Source organism: Amycolatopsis sp. NPDC104587 (assembly GCF_055583645.1).
In genome coordinates this window covers 267,551-290,014 of sequence record NZ_JBVJNO010000006.1, presented here as the reverse complement: position 1 = coordinate 290,014, position 22,464 = coordinate 267,551, and the positions used below count along the sequence as shown (strand labels likewise).

25 protein-coding genes are annotated in these 22,464 nt (G+C 70.7%); 7 read left to right on the top strand and 18 right to left on the bottom strand.

Translation table 11 applies throughout. From position 1 onward, the window contains the following. Positions 1-127 precede the first annotated feature (127 nt). Together ACZ61C_RS20215 and ACZ61C_RS20210 are read right to left on the bottom strand one after the other, a co-directional pair. On the bottom strand, positions 128-838 hold the full coding sequence (locus tag ACZ61C_RS20215; protein ID WP_465308801.1) for a maleylpyruvate isomerase N-terminal domain-containing protein: 711 nt from the start codon (positions 836-838) through the stop codon (positions 128-130). A 10-nt stretch (positions 839-848) separates the two neighbouring features. Next, the gene (locus ACZ61C_RS20210) at positions 849-2,561 is read right to left on the bottom strand and encodes an FAD-dependent oxidoreductase (RefSeq protein WP_465308799.1); all 1,713 of its coding nucleotides are present in this window, start codon (positions 2,559-2,561) and stop codon (positions 849-851) included. A 163-nt stretch (positions 2,562-2,724) separates the two neighbouring features. On the opposite strand from ACZ61C_RS20210, the gene ACZ61C_RS20205 reads away from it, so the two are divergent. After that, positions 2,725-2,916, top strand: a complete 192-nt coding sequence (locus ACZ61C_RS20205) for a DUF397 domain-containing protein (protein WP_465308797.1) — start codon at positions 2,725-2,727, stop codon at positions 2,914-2,916. A gap of 24 nt (positions 2,917-2,940) precedes the next feature. Here the strand turns inward: ACZ61C_RS20205 and ACZ61C_RS20200 are convergent, their stop codons facing one another. From ACZ61C_RS20200 to guaB, 7 genes are all read right to left on the bottom strand, one after another. Further along, on the bottom strand, positions 2,941-3,561 hold the full coding sequence (locus tag ACZ61C_RS20200) for a DUF3558 domain-containing protein (RefSeq protein ID WP_465308795.1): 621 nt from the start codon (positions 3,559-3,561) through the stop codon (positions 2,941-2,943). Next, positions 3,561-3,968 carry a hypothetical protein gene (locus ACZ61C_RS20195; RefSeq protein ID WP_465308793.1) on the bottom strand — a complete coding sequence of 136 codons (408 nt, stop codon included), beginning with the start codon at positions 3,966-3,968 and terminating at the stop codon, positions 3,561-3,563. Before ACZ61C_RS20195 ends, ACZ61C_RS20200 begins: the two co-directional genes overlap by 1 nt. Before the next feature lie 56 nt (positions 3,969-4,024). Beyond that, a complete protein-coding gene (locus tag ACZ61C_RS20190) occupies positions 4,025-5,158 on the bottom strand; it encodes a GuaB3 family IMP dehydrogenase-related protein (protein WP_465308791.1) in 1,134 nt (377 codons plus the stop codon). Between the two features lie 45 nt (positions 5,159-5,203). Beyond that, on the bottom strand, positions 5,204-5,392 hold the full coding sequence (locus ACZ61C_RS20185; RefSeq protein WP_465308789.1) for a hypothetical protein: 189 nt from the start codon (positions 5,390-5,392) through the stop codon (positions 5,204-5,206). 1 nt (position 5,393) lies between these two features. Further along, positions 5,394-5,921, bottom strand: a complete 528-nt coding sequence (locus ACZ61C_RS20180) for a hypothetical protein (RefSeq protein WP_465308787.1) — start codon at positions 5,919-5,921, stop codon at positions 5,394-5,396. 74 nt (positions 5,922-5,995) lie between these two features. Continuing rightward, a complete protein-coding gene (locus ACZ61C_RS20175) occupies positions 5,996-6,442 on the bottom strand; it encodes a DUF3574 domain-containing protein (protein ID WP_465308785.1) in 447 nt (148 codons plus the stop codon). A gap of 51 nt (positions 6,443-6,493) precedes the next feature. After that, positions 6,494-8,005: an IMP dehydrogenase gene (gene guaB, locus ACZ61C_RS20170; RefSeq protein ID WP_465308783.1), complete on the bottom strand. Its 1,512-nt coding sequence runs from the start codon at positions 8,003-8,005 to the stop codon at positions 6,494-6,496. A 148-nt stretch (positions 8,006-8,153) separates the two neighbouring features. Between guaB and ACZ61C_RS20165 the strand changes: the two genes are divergently transcribed. Beyond that, positions 8,154-8,549 carry a DUF5319 domain-containing protein gene (locus tag ACZ61C_RS20165; RefSeq protein WP_465308781.1) on the top strand — a complete coding sequence of 132 codons (396 nt, stop codon included), beginning with the start codon at positions 8,154-8,156 and terminating at the stop codon, positions 8,547-8,549. Positions 8,550-8,601: 52 nt separating this feature from the next. Here ACZ61C_RS20165 and ACZ61C_RS20160 read toward each other — a convergent pair whose 3' ends face one another. From ACZ61C_RS20160 to ACZ61C_RS20140, 5 genes are all read right to left on the bottom strand, one after another. After that, entirely contained in the window at positions 8,602-9,543 is a 942-nt protein-coding gene (locus ACZ61C_RS20160) for an anti-sigma-D factor RsdA (protein ID WP_465308780.1), read from the bottom strand. After that, on the bottom strand, positions 9,544-10,116 hold the full coding sequence (locus ACZ61C_RS20155; RefSeq protein ID WP_026468912.1) for a sigma-70 family RNA polymerase sigma factor: 573 nt from the start codon (positions 10,114-10,116) through the stop codon (positions 9,544-9,546). Between the two features lie 385 nt (positions 10,117-10,501). Further along, the gene (locus ACZ61C_RS20150; RefSeq protein ID WP_003073605.1) at positions 10,502-11,098 is read right to left on the bottom strand and encodes a response regulator transcription factor; all 597 of its coding nucleotides are present in this window, start codon (positions 11,096-11,098) and stop codon (positions 10,502-10,504) included. 131 nt (positions 11,099-11,229) lie between these two features. Then, positions 11,230-12,090 (bottom strand): hypothetical protein, encoded by an 861-nt coding sequence (locus tag ACZ61C_RS20145; protein WP_465308777.1) that lies wholly within the window; start codon positions 12,088-12,090, stop codon positions 11,230-11,232. A 61-nt stretch (positions 12,091-12,151) separates the two neighbouring features. Further along, positions 12,152-13,096: a MerR family transcriptional regulator gene (locus tag ACZ61C_RS20140; protein ID WP_465308775.1), complete on the bottom strand. Its 945-nt coding sequence runs from the start codon at positions 13,094-13,096 to the stop codon at positions 12,152-12,154. Positions 13,097-13,287: 191 nt separating this feature from the next. On the opposite strand from ACZ61C_RS20140, the gene ACZ61C_RS20135 reads away from it, so the two are divergent. Continuing rightward, positions 13,288-13,608, top strand: coding sequence for a WhiB family transcriptional regulator (locus tag ACZ61C_RS20135; RefSeq protein WP_026468909.1), 321 nt, complete (start codon positions 13,288-13,290; stop codon positions 13,606-13,608). A gap of 114 nt (positions 13,609-13,722) precedes the next feature. Here the strand turns inward: ACZ61C_RS20135 and groL are convergent, their stop codons facing one another. Both groL and groES read right to left on the bottom strand, forming a co-directional pair. After that, the gene (groL, locus tag ACZ61C_RS20130; protein ID WP_465308773.1) at positions 13,723-15,336 is read right to left on the bottom strand and encodes a chaperonin GroEL; all 1,614 of its coding nucleotides are present in this window, start codon (positions 15,334-15,336) and stop codon (positions 13,723-13,725) included. Between the two features lie 98 nt (positions 15,337-15,434). Beyond that, positions 15,435-15,728, bottom strand: coding sequence for a co-chaperone GroES (gene groES / locus ACZ61C_RS20125; protein ID WP_004559922.1), 294 nt, complete (start codon positions 15,726-15,728; stop codon positions 15,435-15,437). 260 nt (positions 15,729-15,988) lie between these two features. Between groES and ACZ61C_RS20120 the strand changes: the two genes are divergently transcribed. Further along, a complete protein-coding gene (locus tag ACZ61C_RS20120; protein WP_465308771.1) occupies positions 15,989-17,854 on the top strand; it encodes an N-acetylmuramoyl-L-alanine amidase in 1,866 nt (621 codons plus the stop codon). A gap of 19 nt (positions 17,855-17,873) precedes the next feature. Here the strand turns inward: ACZ61C_RS20120 and ACZ61C_RS20115 are convergent, their stop codons facing one another. Beyond that, a complete protein-coding gene (locus tag ACZ61C_RS20115) occupies positions 17,874-19,250 on the bottom strand; it encodes a glycosyltransferase (RefSeq protein WP_465308769.1) in 1,377 nt (458 codons plus the stop codon). Beyond that, positions 19,247-19,786 (bottom strand): exosortase P, encoded by a 540-nt coding sequence (gene xrtP, locus ACZ61C_RS20110; protein ID WP_465308767.1) that lies wholly within the window; start codon positions 19,784-19,786, stop codon positions 19,247-19,249. The genes ACZ61C_RS20115 and xrtP overlap by 4 nt, the downstream gene beginning before the upstream one ends. 331 nt (positions 19,787-20,117) lie before the next feature. On the opposite strand from xrtP, the gene ACZ61C_RS20105 reads away from it, so the two are divergent. The 3 genes from ACZ61C_RS20105 to wecB all read left to right on the top strand — a co-directional run bounded on the left by ACZ61C_RS20105 (position 20,118) and on the right by wecB (position 22,320). Beyond that, a complete protein-coding gene (locus tag ACZ61C_RS20105; RefSeq protein ID WP_465308765.1) occupies positions 20,118-20,882 on the top strand; it encodes a choice-of-anchor P family protein in 765 nt (254 codons plus the stop codon). An 11-nt stretch (positions 20,883-20,893) separates the two neighbouring features. Next, the gene (locus ACZ61C_RS20100; RefSeq protein WP_465308763.1) at positions 20,894-21,073 is read left to right on the top strand and encodes an LPXTG cell wall anchor domain-containing protein; all 180 of its coding nucleotides are present in this window, start codon (positions 20,894-20,896) and stop codon (positions 21,071-21,073) included. A 95-nt stretch (positions 21,074-21,168) separates the two neighbouring features. Continuing rightward, positions 21,169-22,320: a non-hydrolyzing UDP-N-acetylglucosamine 2-epimerase gene (gene wecB, locus ACZ61C_RS20095; RefSeq protein WP_465309421.1), complete on the top strand. Its 1,152-nt coding sequence runs from the start codon at positions 21,169-21,171 to the stop codon at positions 22,318-22,320. Positions 22,321-22,464 lie beyond the last annotated feature (144 nt).

Genomic DNA, 22,464 nt, shown 5'->3' with positions numbered 1-22,464 from the left:
CGGGCCGGCCTGCTCACGTTGTCCACATCGGACTCCTCGCTGCCGGGGACGCCCAGTCTAGGTCGGCGGGCCGTCGTCAACATCTCGACCGGCCCTACGACCTACACGGCGGCGGCGCGGGCGGCGTTCAGGACCAGGCGGGGATCCGCGGCACGGCACCGTCCAACGCGGACCCGTCGGTGCGGCCGCTGAGCCAGGCCAGCAGCTGGCCGGCGGTCCCGGAGACGGTCGCACCCGGCGCGGCGCCCATCGTCCACTCCCCGGTGCCCTCGGCGACCAGGCGAAGCGCGGGCAGGTGCGCGCCGCGCGAGGTGATGGCGTGCTGGACGACGTCCTCGGCGAGCGGGCCGAGCAGGCCGAGCACGCGGTCGAGGTCGTACCCGCGATCGAGGTCGGCGAGGTGGATGGTCAGCTCGGACAGCCGCATCCGTGCGACGACGGCCCCGGTGACGGGCGCCCCCTGCCGGTTGCGGGCCTCCCGCGCCCAGCCGTCGTCCGGCATCGCGGCGGCGTACTTCTCGAACCGCGCGGCCGAGGCGACGAAGTCGGCGAGGAGGTCGGCGGCCCCGTGCCGGGAGGAGGCCTCGATGTCGGTTTCGCGCGCTTCGGCGCTGGCGTACATCTGCGTCTCGACCCCGGTGTTCGCCCAGACGAGCAGGTTCCGCAGGCCATCGGCGTTCCGGGCGACGTGGGCGAGAACATGCGCCCGCGTCCAGTCCGGCAACGCACTGGGCGCGCGCAGCTCGGGTTCCCCGAGGCCACCGATGGCCCGGGCCCATTCGTCGTCGAGCTTCCGTACCCCGCCGAGCAGCGCGTGCGCCTTCTCGAATGCCGTCACGGCCTCGAGTCTAGGAGGTCCGGCGCAGGGCGGCGGGCGCGTCGGCCGGAACCGCCGGGTTCTTCGGGGCGATCGGCGCCAACCGGACATACGACGCGTCCTGCGCGGGGCGTTCGTCCGTCTCGCCCTTGTTCGGCCAGAACGAGAACGCCCGCTCGGCCTGGGCCGTGATCGTCAACGACGGGTTCACGCCCAGGTTCGCCGTGATCGCCGCGCCGTCGACCACCGACAGGCCCGGGTAGCCGAACACCCGGTGGTACGGGTCGATCACGCCCTCCTCGGCCGTCGCGCCGATCGGGACGCCGCCGATGAAGTGGGCCGTCAGGGGGATGTCGAAGATCTCGCCCCACGTGCCGCCCGCGAGGCCGCCGATGCGCTCGGCCGTGCGCTCGTTCGCCTCGTGGCCCGCCGGGATGAAGCTCGGGTTCGGCTCGCCGTGGCCCTGCTTCGACGTGTACTTGCGCCGGCCGAACAGCCCGCGCCGCGTGTACGTCGTGATCGAGTTGTCCAGGCTCTGCATCACCAGCAGGATCACCGTGCGCTCGCTCCAGCGGTAGCCGTTGAGCAGCTTCGCCGTCTGGACCGGGTGCTTGACCATGAAGCTGACCGCCTGCCGCCAGCGCGGCACCGGCGACGCGCCGTCCGTGGCGATCGTCTGCAGCAGGCTCATCGCGTTGCTGCCCTTGCCGTAGCGGACCGGCTCGATGTGGGTGTTCTCGTCCGGGTGGATCGACGACGTGATCGCGACACCGCGGCTGAAGTTCCGGCTCTCGTCGACGTCGGTCCGGGCCGCGCCGATGATCGCCTCGGAGTTCGTCCGGGTCAGCTCGCCGAGCCGGCGCGAAAGCGCGGGCAGCGTGCCGGTGTCCTTGAGCTTGTGCAGCAGGTTCTGGGTGCCCCAGGTGCCGGCGGCGAAGACGACCTTCCCGGCGGTGATCGTCGTCCGGAAGCGCCGGGACGTCGTGCCCGTCTTCTTCAGGTCGACTTCGTACCCGCCCTCGACCGGCCGCACAGACGTCACCGTTGTCAGCGGGATGACCTTCGCGCCATCCTGCTCCGCGAGGTAGAGGTAGTTCTTAACCAGCGTGTTCTTCGCGCCGACGCGGCAGCCGGTCATGCACGAGCCGCACTCGGTGCAGCCGGTCCGCTCGGGGCCCGCGCCGCCGAAGTAGGGGTCTTTCTCTCGCTCGCCGGGCTTGCCGAAGTAGACGCCGACGGGCGTCGCGTGGAAGGAGCCGGCGACGCCCATGTCCTTCGCGACGTCGCGCATCACGACGTCCGACGGCGTGATGGTCGGGTTCGTGACCACGCCGAGCATGCGGCTGGCCTGGTCGTAGTGCGGCGCGAGCTCGGACTCCCAGTCCGTGATGTGCGACCACTGGCGGTCGGCGTAGAACGGCTTCAGCGGCCGGTACAGCGTGTTCGCGTAGACGAGCGACCCGCCGCCGACGCCCGCGCCCGCCAGCACCATGACGTCGTTGAGCATGTGGATGCGCTGGATGCCGTAACAGCCGACCTGCGGCGCCCAGAGGTAGCGCTTGAGGTCCCAGGACCTCTTCGCGAACTCGTCGTCGGCGAACCTCCGACCGGCCTCGACGACGGCTACCCGGTAGCCCTTCTCGGTGAGCCGCAGCGCCGCGACGCTGCCGCCGAACCCCGACCCCACCACGACGACGTCGTAGTCGGGTTCGCCTGCACTGGTGGTGGTGTTACTGGCAGTCACACCTTGAGCGTAACCCGGGGTTCCCGTCCTGACCAGAGGTAAGTTACTGGCCAGTCACCCTTCCGGACGCATCTTCCGGGGCTTTTGTGGGTAATTATCGAAGTGCTCGATGTCCACGTCGGCGAGACCCGTCGGCGGGACACGATTTCCGGGAGGGACCGAGATGGGCCCCCAGCAGCTCACCGGTTGGCGCAAGTCGAGCCACAGCCACTTCGAGGAGAACGCCTGCGTCGAGATCGGCGCCGGCCCCGGCGTGGTCGGGGTGCGGGACACCAAGCAGCCGGCGCCCCGCCCGATCCTCGTCTACTCCGAAGAGGCTTTCGGCGCGTTCCTCGCGCACGTCACCGGGCAGTAGTCCACTCGGCCGGGAGCTGACCCGTCAGCTCCCGGCCTTCGCGTTGGCCAGCACCATCGCTGTGACCTGACGCGCGGCCTCACAGGGGTCGCTCTTGCCGATGTTCTTTTCAGAGCGATCAACGCTGATGTCGATGGTTTGCGTGTCACTGGTCCCCACAGCGACCATGCATTCTTCCCCCTTGATTCTCGGGTCCTCAAGGCCGTAGGTGGCCAGCGGGTACCCATCAACGGGCTCCAGCGGTTCGACGAAGGGGTAGACGTTGCCCTTCGCTTTGTAAACTCGGGTCAGGCCACGCTTGTCCAACTTGCCAAAAATTACACCGACACCGGCCCTTCCGGGCGCTTCCCAGTTACAGGTCGGACCGGCGGGGGCGTCGGGCTCCGGTTTCGTCTCCACCTGTGAACCGAGCAATCCGGCGACCTGATCCGCCGTCAAGGCCCCACACGGCGCCTGCTCGAGCCTCGTGATGTCGATCGGATTCACCACCCTCGGCACCCCCGGACCAGGCACTTCGTCCGCAGTCGCAGAGGACGACGGAGCACTCGACACCGATGAAGCCGGAACCGGGGTACCCCCGTTCGTGGTGCCGCAAGCGCCTAGCGCCAGCAACGCGGCGCACAGCGGAACGATCACGCGGCGCATCACAGACTGCCTCCAGTCTCGCCGATCTCGGCGCGATGAGCGTCTTCTGTGGCAGCGTACTTACCCAATGCAGCCCGGAACTTGTCTGCCATCGCCCGGCAATGCTTCTCACGCGCAGTCAACGTCTCAAGCAATGCTCTACCAGAATCCCGAATTTGCTTGGCGTTACCTTCGCTGGCGTACTCCAGTCCCGGCGCCTGAGCGCTGGCAATGTAGAACGCCTGCCTGAGATCTTCCTTGAACTCGTCGGCGAGGTCGTCCCATTCCTTGGCCAGCTCACGGAGCGTCGCCTCGTCGTAGGCGAACCCGGCACCCGGACCGGCCGGCTCCCCATACGAACCCGCCACCGGAACACCGTTCGGCCCCCGCAATGACCAATCCGCACCCGGGTCGTACACGGAACCCATTGTCGCCCTCCCCGGCCACGCAGTGTTCTACGTCAGACACTCTGTGTCGTATAACACTAGCGGCGGACGGTGAGCCCCACCCGCTGGAACTCCTTGAGGTCCGAGTAACCCGTCTTCGCCATCGCACGGCGGAGCGCCCCGAAGAGGTTCACGACGCCTTCCGCGTCGGACGACGGCCCGAACAGCAGGGTCTTGAGGTCGACGGCGTAGTCCGGCCCGGCCGCCACGCGCGAGCGCGGCAGGGACGGGTGCGCGGCCGCCGCCGTCCAGTAGAGGCCCTGGCCGGGCGCGTCCGACGCGGCGGCCAGCGGGGAGCCCAGCATCACGGCGTCCGCGCCGCACGCGATGGCCTTCGCGATGTCACCCGAGGTCGTCATGCCGCCGTCGGCCAGCACGTGCACGTAGCGGCCGCCGGTCTCGTCGAGGTAGTCGCGGCGGGCGGCCGCGGCGTCGATGATCGCCGTGGCCATCGGGACGCCGATGCCGAGCACGCGGTCGGTGCTCGTCACGCCCGGCGTGTACCCGTGGCCGACGATGACGCCGGCCGCGCCGGTGCGCATGAGGTGCATCGCCGTGCGGTAGTCGCTGACGCCGCCGGCGATCACCGGCACGTCGAGACGGCCGATGAAGTCCTTGAGGTTCAGCGGCTCCGCGTCGCGCACCACGTGCTCGGCGGAGATGATCGTGCCCTGCACGACCAGGATCTCGACCCCGGCCGCGATCAGGTCCGGGGTCAGCTCGGCGGCGTGCTGCGGGCTGACGCGCGCGGCCACCGTGACGCCGGACTCGCGGACGGTTTTGATCGCCTCGGTCAGCAGGTCGAGCCGGATCGGCGCGGCGTGCAGCTCCTGCAGCACCCGCCCGACCGCCGTCGGGTCCTCGAGGTCCTCGGCCGCGCGGACCAGCTGGAAGATGGCGTCCTCGACGTTCGGGTGCCGCGCCCAGAGCCCTTCGGCGTTGAGCACGCCCAGCCCGCCCAGCTCGCCGACGGCGACCGCGGTGCCGGGCGAGACGATCGCGTCGGTCGGGTGCGTGACGAGCGGCAGGTCGAAGCGGTAGGCATCGATCTGCCAGGAGGTGGACACCACTGAAGACGACCGGGTCCGCCGTGACGGCACGATCTCGACGTCGTCGAGGTCATACGCCCGCCGCGCGGTGCGGCCCATCCCGATCTCGACCAGGTCCCGCACGTGAAGCCTCCTCCGACGACGACAATCTGCCGTGCCCCATTGTCGCTAGTCCGCGTGGGTGACCCGCGCACGGGGGTTAGAACAGCAGCAACAGCCCTTCTCGGAGGCCTCGGCCTCGAAGTCCGCGGCGCCGAGGGCACCGAGGACAGCGACCAGGCGGGCGAGCTCGGCGAAGGTGAGCCCCGCTCCGGCGGCGACGCCCCACACCGCCGGTGCGGCCAGGCTGCCGGGCACCTCACACCCGCACGAAGACGACCACGGGCGCCAGCAGCGCGCCGAGGGCGAGCGCCAGCCAGGTGGCCAGTGGTGGATACACATTCAGCCGGACCGCGCCGAAGTACACCGCGCCCAGTGCGAACAGCGAGGCGACGATCAGCAGCACCGGCCGGATCACGCCCGGCCGGAGGTCGATCACGCCGCCGCCGGCGCGGAGGTACGCGATGCTGCCGTCGGCCGTCGAGACGTCGAGCGCGACCGGCTGACCCGTGGGCAGGTCGAGGTCGGGGCCGACCGCCGTCACGCGGTAGAGGTGGTTGCCGGCGTCGACCGCGATCGTGTGGCTGACCGCGTCCTCGTCGCCGCCGACCGGGAGCGCGCCCTGCTCGTGGGACACGATGTGCCCCTCGACGCGGTAGGTGGGCGCGTCACGGCCGGCGAGCACCTGGCACATCAGGCAGACGATGCCGCCGAGGAAGAGCGAGATGATCGCGACGGCCGTGAAGAACACCGTGCGCAGCACGCGCGTGAAGCGGCTGACCGTCATGCCGTTCAGTGCACACCAAAGTGGCCACGCAAGGCGATAGGCCGATTACCGTAAGCACTCTAGGTCACGAAAACTCAGAAAGAGACCTTCTCCACTGAGTCCGAACGCAGTACGGACTCCTGGTGGAACTGCTTTTTGTAGTCAGCGCGCAGCCCTTCGATCTCCCGCTCGGCGTCGCGGTCGGCGAACGGGTAGAGCAGTACGACCACATGGGTGTGTTCCCGGACGATCGTCCCGGACCCGCCGCGCCACTGGCCGCTGCCGTCGAGGCGGGTGAAGCCGTCCGGGAACGCCGGGGTGATCTCCCGGTCGGAGAAGGCGGCGAACTCGCGGTCGGTCACCTCGGTGCCGTCCGGCTTGCCGGTGCCGAAGTAGAGGTCGGTGCGCTTCCAGATCTCGCCCGGCGGCTGCTGGACCTGCGGGGCCGGGGCGTCCGACGCCGAGGCCGCCACCCCGCCGCCGAGTCCGAGCAGCGCCGCCGCGAGGGCCGTGGTCGCGAGTGTCCGCTTGGAGAGGGTCATGGGCCGAGTTTCACGGCCCATGACCCACCGCGGAACGAGCGAAAGGGCGGACTAACGCGTCGTGTAGTTCGGGGCCTCGACGGTCATCGTGATGTCGTGCGGGTGGCTCTCCTTCAGCCCGGCCGCGGTGATCCGGACCAGCTGCGCGTCCTGCAGCTCGGCGATCGTGTTCGCGCCCGCGTAGCCCATGCCTGAGCGGAGGCCGCCGACGAGCTGGTGCACGACGTTGGCCAGCGGCCCGCGGAACGGGATCCGGCCTTCGATGCCTTCCGGGACCAGCTTGTCCTCGCTCAGCACGTCGTCCTGGGCGTAGCGGTCCTTCGAGTACGACTTCGCCTGGCCTCGCGACTGCATCGCGCCGAGCGAGCCCATGCCGCGGTAGACCTTGAACTGCTTGCCGTTGACCAGGATCAGGTCACCGGGCGACTCCGCGGTGCCGGCCAGCAGGCTGCCCAGCATCACGGTGGACGCGCCGGACGCGATCGCCTTCGCGATGTCGCCGGAGTACTGGATGCCGCCGTCGCCGATCACCGGGACACCCGCCGGGCGGCACGCCTGGTCGGCCTCGAAGATCGCGGAGATCTGCGGGACGCCGACCCCCGCGACGATCCGGGTGGTGCAGATCGAGCCCGGGCCCACACCGACCTTGACGCCGTCCGCGCCCGCGTCGACCAGCGCCTGCGCGCCCGCCCGGGTCGCGACGTTGCCGCCGACGATGTCGACGGCGTCGCCCAGCTCCTTCTTGAGCAGCGAGACGGTCTCGACGACCGCGCGGGAGTGCCCGTGCGCGGTGTCGACCATCAGGACGTCGACGCCCGCGTCGGCCAGCGCCATCGCGCGCTTGTGGCCGTCCGGGCCGACGCCGACCGCGGCGCCGACGATCAGGCGGCCGTCCGGGTCCTTCGTCGCCTTCGGGTACTGCTCGGTCTTCACGAAGTCCTTGACCGTGATCAGCCCGCGCAGCTTGCCCGCGCCGTCGACGATCGGCAGCTTCTCGATCTTGTGCCGGCGCAGCAGGCCGAGCGCGGCGTCCGCGGACACCCCGACCTGCGCGGTGACCAGCGGCGCCTTCGTCATGACCTCGGACACCGGGCGGCTGTGGTCGACCTCGAACCGCATGTCGCGGTTGGTGATGATGCCCACCAGCGCGCCGGACGCGTCGGCCACCGGTACCCCGGAGATGCGGAACTTCGCGCACAGCGCGTCGACCTCGGCCAGCGTCGCGTCGGGCGAGCAGGTGACCGGGTCGGTGACCATGCCCGCCTCGGACCGCTTCACCACCTCGACGGCGGCGGCCTGCTCGTCGATCGGGAGGTTGCGCTGGAGCACGCCGATGCCGCCCTGGCGGGCCATGGCGATCGCCATCCGCGCCTCGGTGACGGTGTCCATGGCGGCGGAGACCAGCGGGATGCCGAGGGTGATGTTCCGGGTCAGCCGCGTGCTGGTGTCCACCGCACTGGGCACGACGTCGGATTCGGCCGGCAGCAGCAGCACGTCGTCGAAGGTCAAGCCGAGCATGGCGAACTTGGCCGGCATGGGGGTGGTGATGCCGTCGCTGGTCATAGCGGGTGAAGGGCCTTCCTGGCGCGGGGTGAGCGGGGTCGCCGTGTTCGACCGAAGATCAACTGGCGACTCGGAGCCTTCCCCTCATGATATCCGTCGTCACGCCCTGCCCCGGGCGGTGGGCGAGGCGCCGGGAGCGCCCGGTACCGTGCAGGCCGTGGCGCATGATGTATTGCCTCCAGACCCGTTCGCGGACGACCCGGACGACCCGGCCCGCGCCTTCGGTGACGACGAGGACCGGCTCGACGAGCCGATCAGCGACCAAGAACGCACCGAGCTGCTGGCCGACCTCTCGGATCTGGCCGTCTACCAGGCGCTCCTCGAGCCTCGCGGGGTCCGCGGGATCGTCGTCGACTGCGGTGAGTGCGACGAACCGCACTACCACGACTGGCACCTGCTGCGGGCCAGCCTGGAGCAGCTGCTGGCCGACGGGCGGATGCGGCCGCACGAGCCGGCCTTCGACCCGAACCCCGGCGACTACGTGAGCTGGGACTACTGCCGCGGCTTCGCCGACGGCGTCACGGCCAACGAAAGCGCCTACTGACTCCACCAAAAAGCCCTGGTGAGCTTGCTCACCAGGGCTTTTTGGTGGGTTCTTACTGGCCTTCGCCGACGCTCTGGCCACCGACCGAGGACTCGCTGCGGCCGGTGTTCGTGCCGGGGTCGTTGCCGCTCGCGGCCGTGCTGGTCGGCGGCGGCTCGGTGGTCGGCGGCGGCAGCGTGGTGGTCGGCGGCGGGGGCGTCGGGGTCGGCGTCCCGCTGCCCGGCAGGCTGGTCGTGCCGCTGCCACTGCCGGGGATGGACGTCGCCGAGCCGGCCGGCGGCACCTGCGACGACGTGGCGCCGCCCGGCGGCACCTGCGGCGAAGAGGTCTGGATCGGGCCCTGGACCGGCGCTTCCGGGTTCTGGAGCTGGGCGGCGAGCTGCCGGTGCTGCTCCAGCAGCTGGTCGCGGTTGTCTTCGTCGCTGACCTGCGACAGCGCGGCCTGCGCGGCGTCGAGGGCTTCGCGGGCGGCGTCGAGGTTGCCGCCGGCGATGGCCAGGTTGGCCTTCTCGAGGTCGAGCTTCGCGTTCGCGGCCGCTTCGACCGAGCGCGTGTGATCGGAGTAGAGGACCTTCGCGAGACCCCAGAGGGTGTCGCCGGGTTGCGCGGAGCGCGCGGCCAGCCCGGTCCCGGTGAACGCGATCGCCAGCACGGCGGCGGCGACGGCTACGGGGACGAGCAGCCTGCGGCGGCGTCCGCTCGAAGAATGCCGCCTCGCGAGAGCGGCGGTGTTGACGGTCCGCACGGCGGTGTCGACGTCGACGAGTTCGGCCAGAGGCTCACTGTCGATGTCTCTTCGCCACGCGACCAGCAACGCGTTGAGCTCCTGGTCGCCGAGACCGTCGGCCAGCGCCGGGTCGGACCCGCCGAGCGCGTCGAGCAATGCGTCGTCGGCTTGCACCGCCGACAGATCGGCGGCGAACTCCGCCTCCGACGACGACAGGCCACTGCCGAAGACGTCGTCCGGGTCGTAGCTCTTCTCAGGACCGGTCACTCAGATCACCTCCTCCGCGGCCAGGACCTTTCTCAGCCGCGCGAGGGCACGGTGCTGGGCGACGCGGACCGCGCCGGGCGTCGAGCCGACCGCGTCCGCGGTCTCCTCCGCCGACAGGCCGACCACCACGCGCAACACCACGATCTCCCGCTGCTTGTCCGGCAGCACCTGCAACAACTGGGACATCCGCTCGTTGAGCTCACCTTGCAGCGCCCGCTGCTCGGGACCGACCCCGCCTTCGACCTCGTCGGGGATCTCGGCCACCGGTTCGGCTCGGTTGCGCGCCGCCGCGCGGTGCGCGTCGGCCACCTTGTGCTGGGCGATCCCGTAGACGAACGCCAGGAACGGGCGGCCTTGGTCGCGGTACGAGGGCAATGCCGTTAGCACCGCGAGACACACCTCCTGCGCAACGTCGTCCGCCGAAGCGAAGGATCGCTCCTGCCTGCCAACCCGGGCGCGGCAATACCGCACTACCAGTGGACGGATAGCAGCCAGCAGCCGCTCCACTGCCTGGGGATCTCCCTCGACAGCAGCGGCGACCGGTTCATCCAGTCCATCCCCCACATTGGCCATCGCAGACAACAGTCCCAGTGTTACGTGTAGGCGTGCAAAGAGTCCGGTTCGTGGTTGCCCTGCACCGCGCGCCGGTGACCGTTACCGTACCTGCGGCCGGCAACGAGGCGACGCGCGCGGTGTTCCCCGGCGCGCCGCGGCTGCCGAAGCCGCAAAAATGCGGGTCGTCCTGCGGAGCCGCGGTCGACTTCGTCGTTCAACGAGCGAGCGGCGTCGCAGGTACGAGGTTCGCCGGGTGCCGAGGCTGAGAACCGCCGTGAGGCTGCCCCAGCGGGCGCCGGAGTGTGATGGGGACCACACAGGTACGGGCCAGGGCGGGTGCGCCCTGGCCCGAGTCACCTGTATTCCGGCCGTGTCAGGAACGAGGAGAGTGCCGTGGGACGGGTCAGCTGACCAGGCCGCGGCGGAAGCCGTGCGCCACGGCCTGCGCGCGGTCGCGCACGCCGAGCTTGCGGAACAGCCGCCGGGCGTGGGTCTTGACCGTGTCCTCGGACAGGTACAGCTCGCGGCCGATCTGGCCGTTGCTCTTGCCCTGGCTCATCCCGCGGAGCACCTGAAGCTCGCGCTCGGTCAGCTGGACGCCCGGGTCGGACGGCTGACGGGGCGCGGGCACCGAGGTGCTCGCGAGGGTGTGGGCCAGCGCGGCGACCAGCTCCGGCCGGGACGCGTCCCAGCGGAGGTAGCCACGGGCGCCGCCGGCGATGGCGGCGGCGATGCTGCCCGCGTCGTCGGGGGCGCCGAAGACGATGACGTTCGCCTGGGGGTTCGCGGAGACGAGCCGCCGAGTGGCTTCGACACCTGTCGGGACCGCGCGTTGCGTCCCGACCAGCACGACGTCGACGGGCTGACGGGAGTACCGGGCCAGCAGCTCGTCACCGTGCGCTACGCAGTCGATGCGACTGACCCCAGGGACCGCGGACATCACTCGGGTGAGCCCTTCACGGACACTGCGTCGGTCATCGCAGATCAAGACCGTCGTCACGGGGTTTCCTTCCTGCAGCCGGGTGACATTCCACTTCCCCTATCGGACGCTTTAGCCCGAACCTTGACACGATCCGGTGGCTTTTTTTGAAACTTCTTAGCCCGGATGCCGGAACACCCCATTCCGACGGCTCAACCACCCGGGGCGGGCACCCATGGGGATTCCCCCGCGATCCTCCTCCCGCAAGGATCTGCGCTTCGTAACACTGCGTGCAACACCTGGGCGGCTCTGAATCGATACTCCTCGGCGTGTCCTGGGCGCAGATCGGCCGCGACGAGGGCCGCGGGCCACAAAAGTGAAAGCAGTTCGCATTCCTCGGCGGTCGCCATTGCCTTTCCGACAAGGTCGTCCGAAATGTTCCGGTGATCGGGGGCGCCGGCCGCCCGCAGGGCGACTGCCAGCACAATCCCGGATTTCACGGCGTGCCGCCGCGCACCACGGGCCTGCGCGGTTTCGAAAGCGCGTTCGGCATGGGGCACGGCGTCGGCGCCCTGACCTGCGGCGAGCTCGATTTCGGCGCCGACCCACCCGCCCCGGACGCGGGTTCGCCAGCGGTCGTCCTCGGCTCCGGCCCTGGCGGCGAGCCGCCTCGCGGCTTGGAGGCGCCCGAGGGCGAGGTTGTCGGCGGCGAGGCCGAGGTAGGCGTCCGCTCTGGCTCCCCGGGCGTCGAGGCCGTCGGGGTCGGGGGGCGTGTCGAGGCCGGCGGCCTTCGCGAGGGCTTCGCCGTCGAGGGCGCGGGCCTGCCGGTGGCCGCCCAGCTGCCGCCGGTGCGCGCCGAGGGTGCTGGCGGCCAGCGAGGACAGGAGGGGGTCGCGGTGCCGCCGGAGAGCCACCAGGAGCGTCGCAGCGGCGGCGTAGCGGCCGTGGGCGCCGAGGACGATCGCGGCGAGCAGGGGGGCTTTGGGGGTGTCGTTGCCGCCGGTTCGGAGGGCGGCCGGGTCGGGCAGCGGGTCACTCCCGAAGGCTGCGGTCCGGAGGGCGGGTTCGTGCACCCGTCCTTTCTAGCGGTTCCCACCGACAGAATCATGATCGAACTCGCCGGGCGAACCGAGCTCAGTGGCGTCCGCCGACGAGGACGTGCTCGATGCGGTCCGCCGCTCCCGGCAGGTCCGTCAGCAGCTCCACCTTGTCCGGCAGCCCCGCCGGATCCCACCCCGGCCCGCACGCGAACAGCCGGCTCCGCTGCCGCCCGCGCGAAACCCGCGCGAACAGCCGAGTGTCCGCCACCCCCCGCCGGTGGGCCCACAGCACGACCGCCGCCGGCGCACTCCTCCGGACCGCCACCGCCAGCACCTCCGCCGGCAACGCCACCCCGAACAGCTGCGCCCCGATCCGCCGGCCCGCCAAGGACGCCGCCAGTGCGTACATCGGCATCGTGTCGCGCTCCTCCGGGACGCACCCCAGCAGCACCGGGCGAGTGTTGCGAGGCTCGTCGAGGACCGGGGTCGCGCGGACCAGCGCCGCGAAGACGCACTCGGCCAGCAGGTACTCCACCTCCGCTCCCGCGCTCGCGCCTCGCCAGCGGGCGCCCAGCGCCGAGAGCACCGGCTCGACCACGCCCGTCCACGCCGGCAGGACGCCGAGCTCGGCGATCGTGTCCGCGAGCATGCGCTGGACCGCACCCACGTCCATCGCGAGCGCCGCCGTGCTCAGGCGGCGGGCCAGGCGGGAGCGGACCTCGAGGCCGTCGTCGGCGCCGGGCACTCCCGGGGGCTCGTCGGGCTCCTCCGGCTGGGGCGGGCCGGACCGCGGCATCTGCTCCAGCGCGTAGCGGGCGGCCTCGGCCGTCGATGCGCCGCTGAGGAGCGCGCGTTGCATGAGTTCCAGACGGCCGATGTCAGAAGTTCCGTAGCGGCGGTGCCGGCCGTCGGTGTGGCGGCTGGGGCCGAGCCCGTAGCGCCGGTCCCAAGTTCTGAGGGTGGACGGCGCGACCCCGAGCCGGCGGGCGACCGAGGCCACCGGCAGGGTGGGTTCTTCGGTACCCGACCCAGCTCCCACGAGCCTCAATATCCAGGCACTCAGCGCAGTCGGCAACCGGAGGCGAAACCCCAGCTCACACATCCGGGGGATGCCTAACGGCTGAATCGAACCGAATCGCTTGAACAACTATTGGCGCGCTTCTAACGTTACCGCCGTTGCACCGAATGGAGTATCGGCACCACAGCAGAGCAGCTAGCGGCATCGACCGAATGACGGAGGCGGTCAGGATGGCAGACACGCGCAGGCTCCCAGGACCCAACGCCGACATGTGGGACTGGCAGCTCGAGGGGTCGTGCCGGGGGATGGACAGCGCGTCCTTCTTTCACCCGGACGGCGAGCGCGGCCCGGCGCGGGCACGGCGGGAGGCCAGGGCTAAGGCGGTCTGCCTGAGCTGCCCCGTCCTGGAGATGTGCCGCAGCCACGCGCTGGCGGTGCACGAGCCCTACGGCATCTGGGGCGGCCTCTCGGAGTCCGAGCGGGAGCACCTCATCAAGTCCGACAAACGCGCGCTCAGCATGTCCGGCGGCTGAGCGGCCCCACAGACATCGAAGGGCGGCACCGGGTGGGGTGCCGCCCTTCGTGCTGTCCGGACACGGGAACGGGGCGGCACTCCCGAGGGAGTACCGCCCCGCTTCCGTCGAAAATCAGTGCGAGTGGCCGTGGCCCGCCGCGGCGGGCTCTTCCTCGGCCGGCTTCTCGACGACCGACGACTCCGTCGTCAGCACGAGACGCGCGATCGAGGCGGCGTTCGCCACCGCGGACCGGGTCACCTTGACCGGGTCGACGATGCCGGCGGCCAGCAGGTCGGTCAGCTCGCCGGTCGCGGCGTTGAAGCCGTGGCCCCAGCTCTGCTCCCGGACCTTGTTGACGATGACCGCGCCCTCGTGGCCCGCGTTGGTCGCGATCCAGAACAGCGGGGCGGACAGCGCGTCGCGCACGATGCGGACACCGGTCGCTTCGTCGCCCTCGAGGCCGAGGCCGTCTTCGAGCTCCTTGACCGCGTGCACCAGCGCCGAACCGCCGCCGGGCAGGATGCCCTCCTCGACGGCCGCCTTGGTCGAAGCCACGGCGTCCTCGATGCGGTGCTTGCGCTCGTTCAGCTCGGTCTCGGTGGCCGCGCCGACCTTGATGACCGCGACGCCGCCGCCGAGCTTCGCGAGCCGCTCCTGCAGCTTCTCGCGGTCCCAGTCGGAGTCGGTCGTCTCGATCTCCTTGCGGATCTGCGCGACCCGCCCGGCGATGGCGTCCTTGGTGCCGTCACCGTCGACGATCGTGGTGTCGTCCTTGGTGACGACGATCCGGCGGGCCTTGCCCAGCGCGCCGAGGTCGACGTCGGCCAGCTTGCGGCCGATCTCCGCGGAGATGACCTCGCCACCGGTGACGACCGCGAGGTCGTCCAGGAACGCCTTGCGGCGGTCGCCGAAGAACGGCGCCTTGACCGCGACGGCGGTGATGGTCTTGCGCAGCGAGTTCACCACGAGGGTGGACAGCGCTTCGCCGTCGACGTCCTCGGCGATGATGAGCAGCGGCTTCTTGGCCTCGACGACCTTCTCGAGCACCGGCAGCAGCTCGGCCAGCGACGAGACCTTCTCGCGGACGAGCAGGATGTAGGCGTCCTCGAGGATCGCCTTCTGCTCCTCCGGGTTGGTCGCGAAGTGCGCCGAGAGGAAGCCCTTGTCGAACTGGACACCCTCGGTGATCACCAGCTCGGTCGCCAGGGTCGACGACTCCTCGATGGTGATGACGCCGTCTTCGCCGACCTTCTCGACGGCTTCGCCGAGCAGGGCGCCGATGTTGGCGTCGCGGGAGGTCACGGTGCCGACCTGGGCGATGCTCTCGCGGCCCTTGACCGGGGTGGCCTTGCTCTTGAGGATCTCGACGACCTTCTCCGCGGCGGCCTCGATGCCGCGGCCGATCGAGGTCGGGTTGGCGCCGGCCGCGACGTTGCGCAGGCCGACCTTCACCAGCGACTGCGCGAGCACGGTCGCGGTCGTGGTGCCGTCCCCGGCGACGTCGTTGGTCTTGGTGGCGACGCTCTTGGCGAGCTGCGCGCCGAGGTTCTCGAACGGGTCGTCGAGGTCGATCTCACGCGCGACGGTCACGCCGTCGAGGGTGATGGTCGGGCCGCCGAACTTCTTGTCGAGCACGACGTGGCGACCACGCGGGCCGAGGGTGACCTTGACCGCGTCGGCGAGCTTGTTCACCCCGCGCTCGAGCGCGCGACGAGCGTCCTCGTCGAAACTGATCTGCTTGGGCATAGCGTTTTCCGCTTACCTTTCGGTGGGTCCAGAACGCAAGAACGCCCCGCTCCCCGGCGTTGTGCGGGGCCCGGGGCGTCATGCGCTGCGAGCGGACGTCAGTTGATGACGGCCAGCACGTCGCGGGCGGACAGGATGAGGTAGTCCTCACCGTTGTACTTGACCTCGGTGCCGCCGTACTTGGAGTAGATGACGACGTCGCCGACGTTCACGTCCAGCGGGACGCGGTTGCCCTTGTCGTCGATCCGGCCCGGGCCCACGGCCAGAACCTTGCCCTCCTGGGGCTTCTCCTTGGCGGTGTCGGGGATGACGAGGCCGGAAGCGGTCGTCTCCTCGGCCTCGCTCGTCTGGACAACGATCTTGTCCTCGAGCGGCTTGATGTTCACGCTCACCGGGTTGACCTCCACGGTCGTCGAAAGCGTTGGCAGGATGTGGTTACGGCTCTACCACCCCCGCCGTCGCGGGTGCCGGGGCTGTCGGGCCGTGCGATTAGCACTCTAGCCACGGGAGTGCCAGCCGTGCAACCAGGGTCTGCCCGATCGACTGGCCCCGACCCGCGCCGTTCACGCATCGGCAGGTCAGCGGCCCCTTTACCCCCAGCGTGAGTTTCTGGTTAGGTTCTCACCACCTGGCACCTGAACCCTGGGGGTTTATGCCCATGTCCCTCCCGAGATCCGCAGCGCTCATCGCCGCGGCCACCCTCCTCACCGGCCTCGCGGCAACACCCGCGCACGCCGACACCACCAGCCGACGCCAACACGACTTCACGGCGGCCGCGAAGGAGTTCGGCGTCCCCGAGAACGTCCTCCTCGGCGTCTCCTACCTGGAGTCCCGCTGGGACACGAACGCGGGCACACCCAGCGCCGCCGCCGGCTACGGCCCGATGCACCTCACGGACGTGCGCGAAGCGGGAGTGGCGACCAGCCACCACGACGAGGGCGCCGAGGACCCGCGAGGCGACGACGCGCGCCCGGCACTGCACCCACAGGCCGGGCCCGCCGCCCCGCCCCAAGGCCTGCAGACCATCGACGAAGCCGCTCAGCTCACCGGGCAAAAGGCCGAGACGCTACGGACCGACCCCACGGAGAACATCCGCGGCGGAGCCGCCCTCCTCGCGAAGTACCACGCCGCGAAGCCCGACTGGTACGACGCGGTCGCGCAGTACAGCGGCTCCACCGGCGACGCCGCCCAGACGTTCGCCGACGAGGTCTTCGACACCATCAAGACCGGCATGAGCCGCACCACCGACGACGGCCAGCAGGTCACCCTCGCCGCGACGCCGGACGCCGCCACGAGGCAGCACCCCGGGAACCCGGCGGACGTCGAGTGCCCCCGGACCGTCACCTGCGAGTCCGTCCCGGCCCCCTACCAGGAGCTGCCGAACGACGACTACGGCAACCACGACCTCGCCAACCGCCCGGTCAGCCAGAAGATCGACCACATCGTCATCCACGACACCGAGGGCTACTGGGACAGCGTCCTCAAGCTCGCCCAGGACCCGACGTACGTGAGCTGGCACTACACCGTCCGCTCGAACGACGGCCTGATCGCGCAGCACGTGCCGACCAAGGACGTCGCCTGGCACGCCGGGAACTGGTACGTCAACGCGAAGTCCATCGGCGTCGAGCACGAGGGCTTCGCCGCGAAGGGCACCTGGTACACCGAGGCGATGTACCGCTCGAGCGCGAAGCTCGTCGGTTACCTCGCGCGCAAGTACGACATCCCGCTGGACCGGGCGCACATCATCGGCCACGACAACGTGCCGGGCACGATCCCGTCGACGATCGCGGGCATGCACTGGGACCCGGGCCCCTACTGGGACTGGTCGCACTACTTCGACCTGCTGGGCGCGCCGCTCGGCGGGTTCGGGCTGCCCGGCTCGTCGCTGGTCACCATCAAGCCGGACTTCGCGAAGAACCAGCCGATCTTCACCGGCTGCGACACCGCCGGAACGCCCTGCGCCGCCCGGGGTTCCGAGGCCGTCGTGCTGCACTCGGAGCCCAGTGAGACGTCGCCGCTGCTCGTCGACGTCGGCCTGCACCCGAAGGGCACGGCGTCGACCATGGACGTCGCCGACGTCGGCAGCCGGGCCGCGACCGGGCAGCAGTACGCTGTGGCCGAGGTCCGTGGTGACTGGACGGCGATCTGGTACCTCGGCCAGAAGGGCTGGTTCCACAACCCCCGGAACGCCCGCGTCGCCAAGCCCGCGATCGGCTGGGTCGTCACGCCGAAGCCGGGCCTCGCGACGGTGCCCGTCTACGGCCGCGCCTACCCCGAGCCCGAGGCCTACCCGGCGAACCTCACGCCGCAGGCCATCACGCCGCTGCCGTACACGCTGGCAGCCGGGCAGAAGTACTCCTCGGCCGGCACGGTCGGCTCGGAGTACTACTCGGCGACCACGTTCGACGCGGCCGACCACGTGGTCGTGAAGGGCAAGCTCCGGTACGTCCAGATCCAGTTCGGGCACCGGATCGCGTTCGTCAAGGCGGACGACGTCCGGATCGTCCCGGCGTTCTGACCGCGGGCGGAGGTCGCGCTCACGCGTCGAGCGCGACCTTCGCCCCCGCGGCCTGTTCGGTGTTGCGGCGCGTCTTCGCCCAGCCGTTGCGGCCGCGGACCAGCCGGAACAAGGCCCGCCACGACGTCACGTAGAACGTGTAGATGTACGCCGCGTAGGCGAAGCCCAGCCCGATCCCGCGCAGGATGTTCTTGCTGCGCAAGCACTTCAGCTGGTAGACCGGGCCCCAGACGAGGAACGGCAGCAGCCCGAACGAGCCGTAGATGGCGAAGAGGATCCACGCACCGCCGGTGAACCACGTCCACATCTGCGCGGGGTCGCCCGCGGTGCTCACCACCAGCAGGACGAACGGGATCGGGTACAGCAGCGAGCCGAGCAGCTGCAGCCACGGCTGGGCGAGGTAGTACATCATCTCCGCCGCGCCGAGCGTGCTGACGTGCGGCGAGTCCCAGATCCGCCGCAGGTACCGCGCGCACTGCATGGTGCCCTGGCCCCACCTCGTGCGCTGCACCAGGAACCGCCGCAGGCTGTACAGACCTTCCTGCGCCACGTGGGAATCCGGCGTGAACCCGGTCCGCCAGCCCTCGGTGAGCAGGTGCACGCCCAGCTCGAAGTCCTCGAGCAGCGAACCGCGCCACGGCTCTTCGCCCGGGCCGGCGATGGAGTCGAGCGCGGTGAGGCGGGTGAACTGGCCGTTGCCGCCCATGGAGATCGTGCCGGTGAAGCCGCGGGACGTCTGGATCGCCGCGATCGCCGTCCGGAACTCCAGGTCCTGCAGCTGGGCGAGCTTGAGGCCGAACCACCGCCCGACCGGGTTGCGTGACGGCGGCGGTGTCCCGACGTTGCTCATGCGGACGTCGAGCTGGACCGCGCCGATCTCCGCGTCGCCGAAGAGGTGGTCCGCCGCGCAGACCTCCAGGCAGTTCGGGGCCGGGCGGCCGTCGGCGTCCACGACCACCACGACGACGTCGTCGCGGGTCGCGTCCGGGCCCATCCAGTCGTTCAACGCCCGGTAGGCGGCGTTGAGGGCGTCACCCTTGCCGGTGCGGGCTTCGGGACGGACGCGCGGCACGAGGTGCAGGTACGGGTCGTAGCCGCCGTGGCGCCGCCACAGCATCCGGACGACGCGGGCGGTGCGGTCGTCGGAGTCGTCGTCGACGACCCAGACGTGCGCCTTGCGGAACGTCGTGCGCAGGTAGCGCACGGTCTCGCGGATGACGGTCTGCTCGTCGCGGCAGGGCACGAAGAAGTGCCACGTGAAGTCCGCCGGGTCGCCGACCGGGCCGGGCTTGCGGCGCAGGTACGGGACCACGATCACCACGACGTAGACGAGGAACGCCACGCTCATCGTGAGCGCGAACGCCTGGGTGACGGCCAGCAGGACCTGGACGCTCATGCCTTCTTCTTCCGCGTAGCCAGCCAGACGAACAGGACGAGCGAGACCGCGCCGCCGAACACGCTGACCATCGAGCCGAGCAGCGTGTGGCCCCAGTAGTACCCCTCGTCGGTGCCGTACCCGTGCACCAGCCCGACGATGGTGAGAATGCGCAGCTGGTTCACCAGCACGACGACGAGCGCGGAAATGCCGAGGGAAAAGAAGAGACGTTTCGCATTGGCCGGCCGGAAGTACAGCATCGCCATCGTCACAACGAGCAGTGGCAGCAAAAGGAACGCGGAAGAACATTCCGGGGTCATTCTCAACCCGAACGGAGTAGCGCTGCCCAACCCAAAGTAAACGGACTCCCGATCCGGGGCCACATAAACACCCGATGTAGTGATGACGTCGAGGATCGCACCGGCGAGCCGCACTTCCAGTTCCCGGTAGAACCGCTCGGCCAGCACCACCGCCGCCCCCGCGGCGGCCAGCGCACTCAGCGCGACGACCAGCGGAAACCGCGTTGTACCTGGGTTCGGAGCGCTCGCTACGGCCACGACGTTCCTCTCGGTGTCGATTCTCGGATCAAGCTGCGGACCCCGGGCGAGCGTAAGACACAACCCGCCTGTTGTTCCACCCGGAGGTGTGGTTTAGCCGCCCTTTCGGCAGAAATGACTGCCGACTTGCTAGGCCGTCCGGGTGATTCGCCGACGACCTGGGGAAACTTCGCCGGGGAATACCCGATCCGGTGATTCGGGAAATTTTGTGTGCTATTCGAGCCACCGTTCGCGATAGTCGATTCGCGTGCCGAGTCGAGGCAAACCGGTTGATCCGCGCCGCCGTCACGCGAATCTCCAGGGAAACCCAGCGAATTCGGAGGATCAGTTGATGAAGAGCTCCCTCGTGCGCCGCGGCGGCCTGCTCGCCGCGGTCGCGGCGAGCGTTGTGCTCGCCGGCGCGACCCCCGCTTCGGCGGCGCCCGGCGACGGATCCGCGTACGGCGTCAAGGTCGACGTGACGCTGCTCGGCCAGCCCGCGGTGCACGTGGGGCCGCTCGCGGCCGCCAGCACCGCCGGGCCGACGACCAGCACGTTGGCGAGCGCGACCGCGCCCGGCATCCTCACCGCCGGCGTGATCAAGACCGAGGCCACGCGCGACGAGAACTCCGGCGCCGTGACGGCGAAGGCCACCACGGCCGACGTCGGCCTGCCGCTGCTCAAGGTGCTCGGCACCGTCGGGGTCAAGACCGTCGAAGCCGTCTGCACCGCCACCCAGGAAGGCGTCAAGGGCAGCAGCACGCTGGCCGACGCGAAGCTGGGCAGCATCGGCGCGGTCGACGCCAACCCGGCGCCGAACACGCAGGTCAAGGTCGCGCTCGCGGGCATCAACATCGCGACGGTCATCCTCAACGAGCAGATCCCGAACAAGGACGGCAGCCTCACGGTCAACGCCCTCCACGTGAAGCTGCTCGGCGGGGTCGTCGGCTCGCTCGGCTCCGGGGACGTGATCGTGTCGTCGGCGACCTGCGGCCCGGCCGCGCCGCCGATGCCGCTGGCCTCCGGCCCCGGCCTGTGGATCGGGCTCGGCCTGCTCGGCGCGATCGCCGTGCCGGTCGGGACGCGCATCTACCGCCGCCGCGCGGCCCAGGCCTGAGCGAGGTCCGGATGTACAAGATGCCGGGCGCGGGCGTCGGCGTGGCCGGTGGCGGGGTGGGCACCCTCGCCGCCACCGGCGCCGACGTCGGGTGGTGGCTGGCCGTCGGGCTGCTGCTGGTCCTGCTCGGGACCGTCGCGCTGATCGCCGTCCACCGCCGCAACCGCCGCCTCTCCCGGGCGCGGGAGTGAGCTGGGGCCGCCGGCGTGTGCCCCTCGCACGCCGGCGGCCGCCGCGGTCAGGAATTTCCGGGAGACTGGACTATGTGGAGAAGGGGCACCGCGAGGTGGATGTGATGTTGCTGGCCGGGACGCGCCCGGAAGCCCTCAAGCTCGCGCCCTTGGCCCTGGCGCTGGAGGAGCACCCGGCGCTGCGGCCGGTCCTGGTCCACAGCGGCCAGCACACGGGCATGGTCGAGCAGGCGCTGGCGCCGTTCGGCCTGGTCGTGGACGCCTGGCTGGACGTGCCGCCGCGCGTCACCGGCGGTCAGGCGGAGCTCGTCGCGGGGCTGCTGCCCGCGCTCGACGACGTCCTGCGCCGGCACGCGCCGGCCGCGCTCGTCGTCCAGGGCGACACGACGACGGCGCTCGCCGGCGCGCTCGCCGCGTTCTGGCTGGGCATCCCGGTGGTGCACCTGGAAGCCGGGCTGCGCACGCACGACCTCACGGCGCCGTTCCCGGAGGAGGGCGCGCGGCAGATGGTGTCGCGGCTGGCCGCGCTGCACCTGGCCCCGACCCTGGGCGCGGCGGCCGCGTTGCGCTCGGAAGGCGTTGCGCGGCAACGAATCGCGGTCACGGGCAACACGGTCGTCGACGCGGTGCTGGAGATCGCGGCACGCGACCTCCCGGCGCGTGACACGGCACTGGCGCTACTGGAGATGGAGATCGCGGAGGCGGGCGAACGGCTGGTGCTCGTCACGTCGCACCGGCGCGAGTCGTGGGGCGAGCCGCTGGAGCGGACGCTGGCCGCGGTGCAGCTGATCGTCGCCGAGCACCCGGACGTGCAGGTGCTGTTCCCGGCGCACCCGAACCCGCAGGTCCGCGGCCAGGTGGAGGCCGCACTGGACGGCGTCCCGCGAGTGACGGTGACGGACCCGCTGGAGTACCCGGACCTGGTGCGCGCGCTGCGCCTGGCATCGCTGGTGCTGACGGACTCGGGCGGCATCCAGGAGGAGGCGCCGACGTTCGGCACCCCGGTCCTGGTCCTGCGCGACGTCACCGAGCGCGTGGAGGTCGTGGAGGCGGGGTGCGCGTGGCTGGTCGGCACGGACACGGCCCGCATCGCAGACACGGCGGCCCGCCTGCTGACCGGCGAGCTACGCCCGGCGCAGGTCGGAAACCCGTACGGCGAGGGAGATGCGGCGGCGTTGGCAGTCGCGGCGATCGAGGAACTGCTGGGTGTCGGCACCCCGGCCCACAAACACGCCGCGGCTTCCTGAAACGCGCCCCGGCAGAAACGGGACCCAGACCCCCCGCAACCCCGATCCGAAGCCAGAACACGGCCGGCGACGCCGGGTCAAGGCATCTTTCCCGCCTTGACGCGGCGCCGCCGGCCGTAGTCACAATGGGCGAGCGGGGTGGCG

Excerpts from the sequence above, each read along its gene's own strand:
- ACZ61C_RS20205 (WP_465308797.1), top strand. The coding sequence starts at position 2,725 with ATGGGCCCCCAGCAGCTCACCGGTTGGCGCAAGTCGAGCCACAGCCAC.
- ACZ61C_RS20200 (WP_465308795.1), bottom strand. The coding sequence starts at position 3,561 with ATGCGCCGCGTGATCGTTCCGCTGTGCGCCGCGTTGCTGGCGCTAGGC.
- ACZ61C_RS20195 (WP_465308793.1), bottom strand. The coding sequence starts at position 3,968 with ATGGGTTCCGTGTACGACCCGGGTGCGGATTGGTCATTGCGGGGGCCG.
- ACZ61C_RS20180 (WP_465308787.1), bottom strand. The coding sequence starts at position 5,921 with ATGACGGTCAGCCGCTTCACGCGCGTGCTGCGCACGGTGTTCTTCACG.
- ACZ61C_RS20175 (WP_465308785.1), bottom strand. The coding sequence starts at position 6,442 with ATGACCCTCTCCAAGCGGACACTCGCGACCACGGCCCTCGCGGCGGCG.
- guaB (WP_465308783.1), bottom strand. The coding sequence starts at position 8,005 with ATGACCAGCGACGGCATCACCACCCCCATGCCGGCCAAGTTCGCCATG.
- ACZ61C_RS20155 (WP_026468912.1), bottom strand. The coding sequence starts at position 10,116 with ATGGCCAATGTGGGGGATGGACTGGATGAACCGGTCGCCGCTGCTGTC.
- ACZ61C_RS20135 (WP_026468909.1), top strand. The coding sequence starts at position 13,288 with ATGACGGAGGCGGTCAGGATGGCAGACACGCGCAGGCTCCCAGGACCC.
- groL (WP_465308773.1), bottom strand. The coding sequence starts at position 15,336 with ATGCCCAAGCAGATCAGTTTCGACGAGGACGCTCGTCGCGCGCTCGAG.
- ACZ61C_RS20120 (WP_465308771.1), top strand. The coding sequence starts at position 15,989 with ATGCCCATGTCCCTCCCGAGATCCGCAGCGCTCATCGCCGCGGCCACC.
- ACZ61C_RS20115 (WP_465308769.1), bottom strand. The coding sequence starts at position 19,250 with ATGAGCGTCCAGGTCCTGCTGGCCGTCACCCAGGCGTTCGCGCTCACG.
- ACZ61C_RS20105 (WP_465308765.1), top strand. The coding sequence starts at position 20,118 with ATGAAGAGCTCCCTCGTGCGCCGCGGCGGCCTGCTCGCCGCGGTCGCG.
- ACZ61C_RS20100 (WP_465308763.1), top strand. The coding sequence starts at position 20,894 with ATGTACAAGATGCCGGGCGCGGGCGTCGGCGTGGCCGGTGGCGGGGTG.